Below are 8,578 nucleotides of genomic sequence, written 5' to 3'. Positions count from 1 at the left end.
AGAGGGAAAACAAACGGCCCAGGCTCAGTGATTTGCGTGAATCCGGTGCCATTGAGCAGGATGCAGACATGGTTATGTTCCTCTATCGAGAGGACTATTACAAGGATAAATCTGAAATTTCCGATACTCCTCATGAAGCCGAAGTTATTATCGGAAAGCAGAGAAACGGTCCCATTGGCACAATTAAGCTGAGCTTCAACCCTAAAATAGCAACCTTTTTTGATGCCGTACCTTCTGAATTTGTTGAATGATGGTGGTGTAAACATGATATATGCAAAGCAGTTGACCAAGAAATTTGGAGAACTTGTTGCCGTTAACAAGCTCGATCTTTTTGTTAAATCTGGTGAAATATATGGTTTTTTAGGCCCAAATGGTGCTGGAAAAACAACAACTATAAAAATGCTTACGGGAATATTGAAGCCTACCGAGGGTGAAATAAAGTTGTTGGGAATGAACATGGAAAATGACGAAATTGCTATTAAGAGAGCGATAGGTGTTGTGCCTGATGAACCAAGAATGTATGACAACCTCAAAGGCATTGAATTCATGCAATTTATCATGGAAATCTATAAGAGCCCAAGAGAAGAAACCGTGAAAAGATTCGAAGATATTTGCAAAGCATTTGGGATTGATTATCTCGATAAGTTCATAGGCGATTATTCTCACGGTATGAAACAAAAATTGATGCTGGCAACGGTTTTAATGAGACAGCCCAGGGTGGTCTTTCTTGATGAACCTACGGTTGGCCTTGATGCACGAAGCGCAAAGATTCTAAAACTCTGGCTCAGGAAAATGGCAAACAACGGTGCAGCGATTTTTATGACCACCCATGTGCTTGAAATTGCCGAAAAAATGTGCGATAGAATTGGCATCATCAATGAAGGGAAACTCATAGCCGAGGGTAACCTTGAAGAGCTGAAAGAGCTTTCAAAAGAGAAATACGAAACCCTTGAAGACCTCTTCCTGGAACTCACCGGGGGGAATGAATTCAAAGACATTATCGACCATTTAAGCGAATAATGGATGTGATACTTTGAAAACACTTCTGATTTTATTAAAATATAGATTGAAAAATACTTCTTTTTCCAGAAAAACCCGATCTCGCTTTTACATTCCCGGACTACAATTTTTGATACTTTTATTGGTATTTGGCAGCTTGATCTTTCCGGGGGCATATAGAACTTTTAGTGAATTGAAACAATATGAAGAAAGCCTGAATCTTTCAATTGTAAATGGATTGAGCATTTCAGAGTCATATTTTTCTTTTATAACCCTGGTAATGCTTGTGCTTGGCTTTTTGAACTTCTTACCTTATCTTGTCTATTCCCTGAGTGATTATGAAGAGCTTAACTTCCTGTTGCAGCTACCGGTGAAAAAGGGGACTATTTTTGTTTATAAGGCTTTTGACGCTTTTGCCGGGACTTTTATGAGTTTTGCCATATATATACCAATAGCTTTTGCTTTTGGCCTTTCCAGAAGCCTATTTTATGCTTTTCTGACGTTACTGGCAGCTTTTACAGGCTATTTTTTGATGCTCACTCTGGCTTTGTTTGTTTCCAGCCTTCTTTTTAACCATATCTCAAGAAACATTGCAAAAAGACTTGGTGGGGTACTGATTCTGGTGAACGCAGTTGTGTTTTTACTCCTTTTCAGTGTTGTAGCATCCAATGGTTCATTTGAAGCGGGCAAGATCCTTGAAATATCTTCGTCAATGGCTAAAAGATATCTACCATCATACTGGGTAGCTAAAGCCGCTACGGGTGGAGGGCTGGAATGGCTGCTTTTGCTTTTTTTCGGAATGTGGTTTTTTCGAATGGCTTACCGCTTTGCGAGTAAAGCCCTTTTTGAGCCAGTCGAAAGCGAAAAGAGTATTATAGCTTTCAATGAAAATAAACGGGTAAATCTAATCAAGAAAGAAATATTGCTTCTTGCGAGAACTGAACAATCATTCTTTTTCTTCTTCTACCCGCTTATCTTTTCGATCATCATGATATTTACCACAAGAGAAATGTATAGCTCTACACTTGTTATGGTTATGATTTCCTCTTTTTATGCGTCACAGATGATGGTCATTTCAATGTCTTCAGAATTTTTATCCTGGCCCTTACCGGCTTACCTTCCCTTGAAACTGGAGACAGCGATCCTCGCGAAAACAATTTTGATTACGATGATTTATACCACGCTTTTTGTGGTCTCCATTCTTATAAACGTAATGTATCTGGATATGAACCCTTTACTGCTACTTTCCTTTCCAGGAGCCTTTATGACATTTTTCATATCCGCTTTGCTCGGTGTGAAATTTTACCTGTCTTCAGGTGCCTATAAATCGGGGGTTCACAGAAGAAGGCTTGGATTAGGGTCAACGTTAATTCTTGAAATCTTAACCTTCGTAGCGGCAGTAGGTAATATCATGGTTTTGATGGCATTTTTGTATGTCCGAGCAATGCAAAAAGTCAATATATTACTTTTTGATTTACTATTCAGTGGAACGACCGGTATCTTGCTCGGGCTGGGAATACCGATTTTTGCCTCTGTTGTTATGACTGTTTATTCTATGAAAGCTTTGAAGAAGCAATTACGCCTAATAAAAGAAGGGAAGTGAAATTGTGCAAATTTCTTTGGAACAGATCCTCTCGGTCCTGATGGGAAAAGTTGAAGCTCTTGAGGCAGCCCTTGATGACCTGCGTTTACGCAACAATATAATCTTGCGTCTGGTTAAAAACTCGGGCGAACTCGACAGGGAAATGATTCAAGAGGCAGTCAAAGAAGAGCTGGAAGTCTCTAAAAAAGCCGGATTGATTGAGGACAACAAAGAAACTCTGTCAACCATTGACAGCCTTACAGACAGCATCTATAAATGGCTTACCGGAGATGTAGAGGACATAAAGGCAAAGATGGATGAGTACAGAAAAAAGATGGAAGAAGTTATGAAGGAACAGGAGAGCAAAGTTATAGATGTTGCCCCACCTGATTTTGTGAAAAAGCTCGAACCAAAGGAACCAAAAAAGAACGGCGGTATTATTCTTTAATTCTTAAAAAATAAGCGGGGTTGGTCTAAACCCCGCTTATTTTCTGCTTTCATATTCATCTACAAAGGCTTTCATGCGTTCTAACACGTCAAGATAGCGTTGGTGGGCATCACTGCCTTCCTCAAGGGTTGTTATTTTTTCGTTATAGAAACTCTCTGCCTGCATTTTATTCCAGATATAAGCGGGTTCGTAAAGCGTCATTATTTTTGTTTTAAGCTCGGAAGCATTAAGGCTGTTTGCAAAAGTATATAGTGTGTTAAAACTATCATCTGGTATTCCCCAATGGGTTTCTTTCATGACCTCACAGGCTGAAATTTCTTTCTTCGCTATCTCGATACATTTGTCAATAGCCTGATCCCCGTAAGTTAACAGAAGCTGCTGAATATAATCGCTGTAAATGTTCTCCCAATCAGGGTTGATATTCCATCCCCCAGGATTTAAAGCAATTGCTGTGTCGTAAAGATATTCAAATTGCCATCTGTAATCGTTAGAAATATTTGCAATTCTATTTTTCAAATTCTCAAGAGATGCTTGTGAAGAAGAATCGAGATATTTTTCCAGCTTGTCCAGCTCCTCAAGAACGGATTCTGATTTAGAGAAAGCGTAAAAAAGCTGATTCACGGCAAAACGGAAAACTTTGGGATCCGGAACGATCTGAAAACCGGTAATTGCCATGTCCAGGGAATCAAAATTCGCCTGATAATCAAATAGCAGGGACATATCGAGTTCTTTCAAAATAGTTGTTAAAGAGGCTTCCTGTGATGCAGCTTTTATCAGATCAGGCAATTCTTTCAAGGGAAGGTGTCTTTTTTCCCTTGTTAAAAGCGGTTTTATAAGAGGTCTGGGGCTGCTCACATCGATTTTTTCATTGTAGCCATTGATTCCGTTGAAAAAGTCATTCAGCTGTTTCATAGGATCTGGAAGGTTAAAGAGCCTGAGGTTCAGGTCTTCTGTCCATGCTCCAGTGGACATCAAAAGCGCAAGGTATGTTTTCGGTAGTCCTGAATGGTCTTCAAAGGTAAGAGCACCTTCCAGATAGTAAAGAGCATTGTAAAAAGCGGTATTTCCCTGATTTTGGGCGTTCATCAAAGAGTTGGCAACCTTTTTCAGATTTCCCGTGAGTTTTTGTTTAATGTTTTTGACAGTCTCAATGCGATTTTCATGTAATATGCTGACAAGGAATGCTTCGGGCGCATGGGGATATCTACTCTTATATACGGGTAGATTTGAGTCGATGTAGGTATCTGTTGCCAAACTACTGAAATTTTCCTGGGCGTTTTCAAGGTTTGAAAGATCTACTTTGATCTTACCAATTGTATTTCTGAGATCAGGAATGGCGGCACTTGCAGCATCAAATTTCAGCTTTTCCAGATAACCTTTCGTAAAGTAAGCTTCCGAGAAATAGTTTCTCGACATCAGCACTGTTCCACCGAGAGGTACAAGTAGCATGAGTAATACAGCAATAGTTCTGACGAATTTTTTTTGAACTACTACACTCCACGGTTTGAATCCTCTCAGTTGCTCAGAAGTGGCTACGCCGACTGCAAATACTGCTATTAGAGCATTGGGCATCAAATGGCCGGGAAAAGATACTACACTGTGGAGCAAAATTACCACAAAGGCAGCAGTTGAAGCCAGGAAAAGCAGCAGTTTTTCCGGTTCGCTCTGAGCAAAAAGGTTTCTGAAAAAGTACCAGGCAAATCCCAATAATGAGAGCGCGATCAGGCAAACACCCAAAATACCCGTTTCAGCAAGCATTTGAAGGAATTCGTCATGCGTCCTTATGCTCAAAAGCCCGTTTACATACATGTATTTCGGCTCAACGGAAACTACACGGGCCATATTCTCCGTAGAATAAAATTTATAAGTGCCAAAGCCTGTTCCCGTTAGTTTCTTGCTGTTCCACTGTTCAATTGCGGCTTTCCATTGGAGCATTCTGACATCGATCGAGGTTTTGTCACCTGATATATTGCCAATTCTTTCTGTGATTTGAAAGGCACCCCGTGTGAGTGGTGAATCAGTAGAATAACCGATAACCAATAAAAGAGTGATCGCCACGATGAACATAAGTGTGGGGAGGTGAGAAGCTTTCATGATCTGGACGCCTTTCAATCTTGCCAGCGCTATACCAATGATACTCAAAATGAGAGCACCTAAAAGAGCGAGATATACACCTCGAGTTTGCCCGGCCATTACAACGCTCAGGAAAAGCGTAAAAAACACGCTAAAAGTGATCTTTCTTAACCTATCGTGTTTCCAGAGCTTTCTTTTCACAACTGCGAGAAATATGGTAAAGGGAATGAGCATGCCCATGAGATCAGTAGTGAAGTTGACGTTTCCTATTAATGATGAGATATTTCCACGGCTCATTGTATTATTGAACACATTCCCCCATAAAAAAGATTTCCCCGTGTAAAAAGAAACCAGTGCGTCTATGGCAATCACTGCGCCTGAAAACACAACCCATTGCAAAAACCATAGTATTGAAGGGATATCTTTCTTTGAAATGAGTAAAGAAAAAGAGATAAAGATCAACAGGGTAATAGCAAAACCCAAAGAAGAAAAAAACACTTCGGGAATATCGATAAAAAAGGTTGATACAATAGCGTAAACGCCAAAAGCCATTGGAAAAAGGAAGTAAACAGGTATGCTTAAATTCTTTTTGTTTCGCAGGATATTCAAAGCCTCAAAAATGAATATAAGAGCTAAAAGCACGGAAGCATAGTAAAATTTTGGCAATCCCATGTCCCAGGTGAGCCCCTTGGGCGTAAAAAAGAAGCTCCCCACAGCGAGAAGGGAGTAAAGCCATTTATCTCTTTTCAAAATCGATCACCCCCACTGTACTAACCGGGTAATACCGAAACGAAGAAGTTTCTCCTCCTTGGACCATCAAATTCACAGAAAAATATCCCCTGCCAGATTCCTAATGTAAGCTCCCCACTGACAAAAGGGATTTGAACTGAAGACCCTATTAAAGAAGCCTTTATATGAGCATCGGAATTACCTTCAATATGTTCATAACCGGCTTTTTCCGGTACAAGGCGGTTCAAAAATCTTGTCATGTCCAGAACAACGCTGGGATCGGCATGTTCATTTATCGTAACAGCAGCTGTCGTATGGGGGATGTATACTACCGCTACACCTTCCTGCAGTCCAGATTCCTTCACCACAGCTTTGACGTGGTTGGTTATGTCAACAAATTCTGTGCGTTTTTTAGTGATTATTGGTATTTTCTTAAACATGTCCGTTTTCCCCCTAATGGGTTCTTCAGTGGAATACCACGTTTGTGATTATCACTACATAACCATTGTGTTCTTCGAATTGAACCCGGACATTTTCTTCATTCACCATGAACCTTTCCGCAACGTAACTCTTGATTTGTTTTACCACGTCTTGTTCTGAATTTTTGAAAACCTCGGCCGGAATAACTTCGCGAACGGGAACAGAATGCCTGCGACCCGCAACTATGGCTTGCAATCTATCTTTAGCCTCTTTTCTACTTCCGCGATCCTTTTTCTTTCTTCTGAAAAAACCGAAGAACATGCTCTCAACTCCTTTTCAATTCCGACTAAAGAGCTTTTTGAAGAATTCTATGATCCCTTTACCGGCTTCGGTTTGAAGATCTTTCTCCACCGATATTAACTCGCCCTTAATGCGCAAAGCGATGTTTTCAAATACTCTGGCGATACCGTGCCCTTGATTACCGTTGAGAACCACGGGGATGCCTTTGTTTGTTGCCACAATTACGTCTTCGCTATCGGGAATAATACCAAGCAAGTCGATAGAGAGATTTTCCTGTATATCCTCTTTGGTGAGCATATCGCCACGTTTTACCATTTGGGGTTTGAATCTGTTGATAATAAGCCTTATGTTCTCTTCCACCATACCTGCATTTTCAAGGAGACCTATGACTCTATCTGCATCGGTGATGGCGGGAAGCTCAGGAGTTGTAACGACAATGGCCTTTTCCGCTGAAGCAATAGCATTTCTGAACCCTCTTTCAATACCCGCTGGTGAGTCAATCAATATGTAGTCGAATTTGCCATAGAGCTCTCCGACTATTCGTTTCATATCTTCCGGCGATAGCATTTCTTTTGTTGCAATTTGTGATGCTGCCAGTAAAAATAACCCTTTTAACTGCTTATGCCTTACCAGGGCTTCAGAAGCTGCTACCTTTTTGTTTACTACATCAAGGATTGTGTGAACGATGCGGTTTTCAAGGCCCAATGTAATATCAAGGTTTTTCAGGCCTATATCTGCGTCGATAAGGCAAACTTTTTCACCTTTCGAAGCCAATGCACAACCAATGTTCGCGGTGATAGTGGTCTTTCCTACACCACCTTTCCCGGAAGTGACAACGTAAACCTTGGCCATAGCTACCTACCTCCAATTGTTTAACACACTCATCATATGTGAATTATACATCATTTTTACCCGCCAAAATCAAATATCTGTAATTTTTCGCACACTAAATGCACGGAATTTTAAGTAGTTAGTTTCGAAAATAGCCAAAGAAACAGGATGATCAAAAGGTTGACTACCCGAAAAAAGTTGTAGCCCTACTTTTTTGCAGTCGTTGAAAGCTCTGTGAATTGTGTTAAGCCACAAGTCTTCCCTGATAGCCTGGGTACAGGATGAAGTAGCTAAAATACCTTCTTTCAAAGCTTTTAACGCACGTAAGTTCAGTTCCTTGTAGGCAGCAATGGCTTTTTCGGTTGATTTTGAATTTTTTACCAAAGCGGGGGGATCCACAACTATCAAATCATAGTCACCCGGATTCAGGCTTCTGAGAAAATCAAAGGCGTTGCCTTGAACGGTGTATATTTTGTCGGAAACACCGTTGATTCTCGCAATTTCCTTGGCTACCTCTAACGCTCTTTCAGATTGATCAAGCAAAGTGGCTTGATCAGCACCTGCCTTTAACAAGTGTAAAGCAAAGTTCCCGGTGTATGAAAAAACATCAAGAACCTTCTTTTCGCTGGCGAATTTTGACAAAAGCTTTGCATTATAGCGCTGATCAAGAAAGAAACCAGTTTTTTGTCCTTTGAGATCGGATAAGAACGATATCTCGTTCATTTTGAAAGGAATAAGCATTGGTCCAGAACCATAAAGCCATTCGTTGATCGGATTGATACCCTCCAGTTTCAAAAAGGTGCCCTCAGATTTTTCATAAATGCCTTTAGGGTTGAATAATTTAACAAGCGTTGAGACTATGTCTTCCCTGAATTTGGACATCCCAAGGGTGGATATTTGAATGACAAAGTAGTTCGAATATCTATCCACTATCAGGCCAGGAAGACCATCTGACTCCCCGAAAATCAGGCGATATGCACTTGTTTCAGCATATCTGTTTCTAAGCATGAAAGCCCTCTGAATTTTTCGGGCAAAAAAACCTTCGTCGATATTTTCGTATTTCCTTGTCAAAAGCCTTATTCTTATGGTCGAATGCGCATTGTAATATCCCCTACCGACAAACTGGCCTGAATTGGTGAAAAGATCAACTAAAGATCCATTTTCACATTCAGGTGAGATTTCTATCTCGTTGTCAT

The 8,578-nt window shown here is 40.5% G+C and carries 9 protein-coding genes; 4 read left to right on the top strand and 5 right to left on the bottom strand.

Going from position 1 to position 8,578, the window contains the following annotated elements; genetic code table 11:
* The 4 genes from AC3LHT_RS06245 to AC3LHT_RS06230 all read left to right on the top strand — a co-directional run.
* Positions 1 to 251, top strand: a 251-nt coding sequence (locus AC3LHT_RS06245) for a DnaB-like helicase C-terminal domain-containing protein (RefSeq protein ID WP_488662298.1), incomplete at its 5' end; no start/stop codon positions are given.
* 13 nt (positions 252 to 264) lie between these two features.
* The gene (locus AC3LHT_RS06240; RefSeq protein WP_290644542.1) at positions 265 to 1,020 is read left to right on the top strand and encodes an ABC transporter ATP-binding protein; all 756 of its coding nucleotides are present in this window, start codon (positions 265 to 267) and stop codon (positions 1,018 to 1,020) included.
* A 13-nt stretch (positions 1,021 to 1,033) separates the two neighbouring features.
* A complete protein-coding gene (locus tag AC3LHT_RS06235) occupies positions 1,034 to 2,602 on the top strand; it encodes a hypothetical protein (RefSeq protein ID WP_290644540.1) in 1,569 nt (522 codons plus the stop codon).
* Between the two features lie 4 nt (positions 2,603 to 2,606).
* A complete protein-coding gene (locus AC3LHT_RS06230) occupies positions 2,607 to 3,029 on the top strand; it encodes a hypothetical protein (protein ID WP_488662297.1) in 423 nt (140 codons plus the stop codon).
* A gap of 36 nt (positions 3,030 to 3,065) precedes the next feature.
* Here AC3LHT_RS06230 and AC3LHT_RS06225 read toward each other — a convergent pair whose 3' ends face one another.
* From AC3LHT_RS06225 to AC3LHT_RS06205, 5 genes are all read right to left on the bottom strand, one after another.
* The gene (locus tag AC3LHT_RS06225; RefSeq protein ID WP_488662296.1) at positions 3,066 to 5,852 is read right to left on the bottom strand and encodes an O-antigen ligase family protein; all 2,787 of its coding nucleotides are present in this window, start codon (positions 5,850 to 5,852) and stop codon (positions 3,066 to 3,068) included.
* Positions 5,853 to 5,872: 20 nt separating this feature from the next.
* The gene (locus AC3LHT_RS06220; protein WP_290644534.1) at positions 5,873 to 6,271 is read right to left on the bottom strand and encodes a secondary thiamine-phosphate synthase enzyme YjbQ; all 399 of its coding nucleotides are present in this window, start codon (positions 6,269 to 6,271) and stop codon (positions 5,873 to 5,875) included.
* A 25-nt stretch (positions 6,272 to 6,296) separates the two neighbouring features.
* Positions 6,297 to 6,572 carry a cell division topological specificity factor MinE gene (locus tag AC3LHT_RS06215; protein WP_290644532.1) on the bottom strand — a complete coding sequence of 92 codons (276 nt, stop codon included), beginning with the start codon at positions 6,570 to 6,572 and terminating at the stop codon, positions 6,297 to 6,299.
* A 15-nt stretch (positions 6,573 to 6,587) separates the two neighbouring features.
* On the bottom strand, positions 6,588 to 7,403 hold the full coding sequence (gene minD / locus AC3LHT_RS06210) for a septum site-determining protein MinD (protein ID WP_290644530.1): 816 nt from the start codon (positions 7,401 to 7,403) through the stop codon (positions 6,588 to 6,590).
* 69 nt (positions 7,404 to 7,472) lie between these two features.
* A partial coding sequence (locus tag AC3LHT_RS06205; RefSeq protein ID WP_488662295.1) for a class I SAM-dependent rRNA methyltransferase occupies positions 7,473 to 8,578 on the bottom strand: 1,106 nt, incomplete at its 5' end.

It is taken from the genome of Kosmotoga sp., from assembly GCF_982836095.1.
The sequence above is the reverse complement of the archived record's forward strand: the minus strand, read 5'-3'. Positions and strand labels throughout refer to the sequence as shown.

Bases quoted from the DNA above. Each gene is read 5' to 3' on its own strand.
- AC3LHT_RS06215 (WP_290644532.1), bottom strand. From the start codon at position 6,572: ATGTTCTTCGGTTTTTTCAGAAGAAAGAAAAAGGATCGCGGAAGTAGA.
- AC3LHT_RS06220 (WP_290644534.1), bottom strand. From the start codon at position 6,271: ATGTTTAAGAAAATACCAATAATCACTAAAAAACGCACAGAATTTGTT.
- minD (WP_290644530.1), bottom strand. From the start codon at position 7,403: ATGGCCAAGGTTTACGTTGTCACTTCCGGGAAAGGTGGTGTAGGAAAG.
- AC3LHT_RS06240 (WP_290644542.1), top strand. From the start codon at position 265: ATGATATATGCAAAGCAGTTGACCAAGAAATTTGGAGAACTTGTTGCC.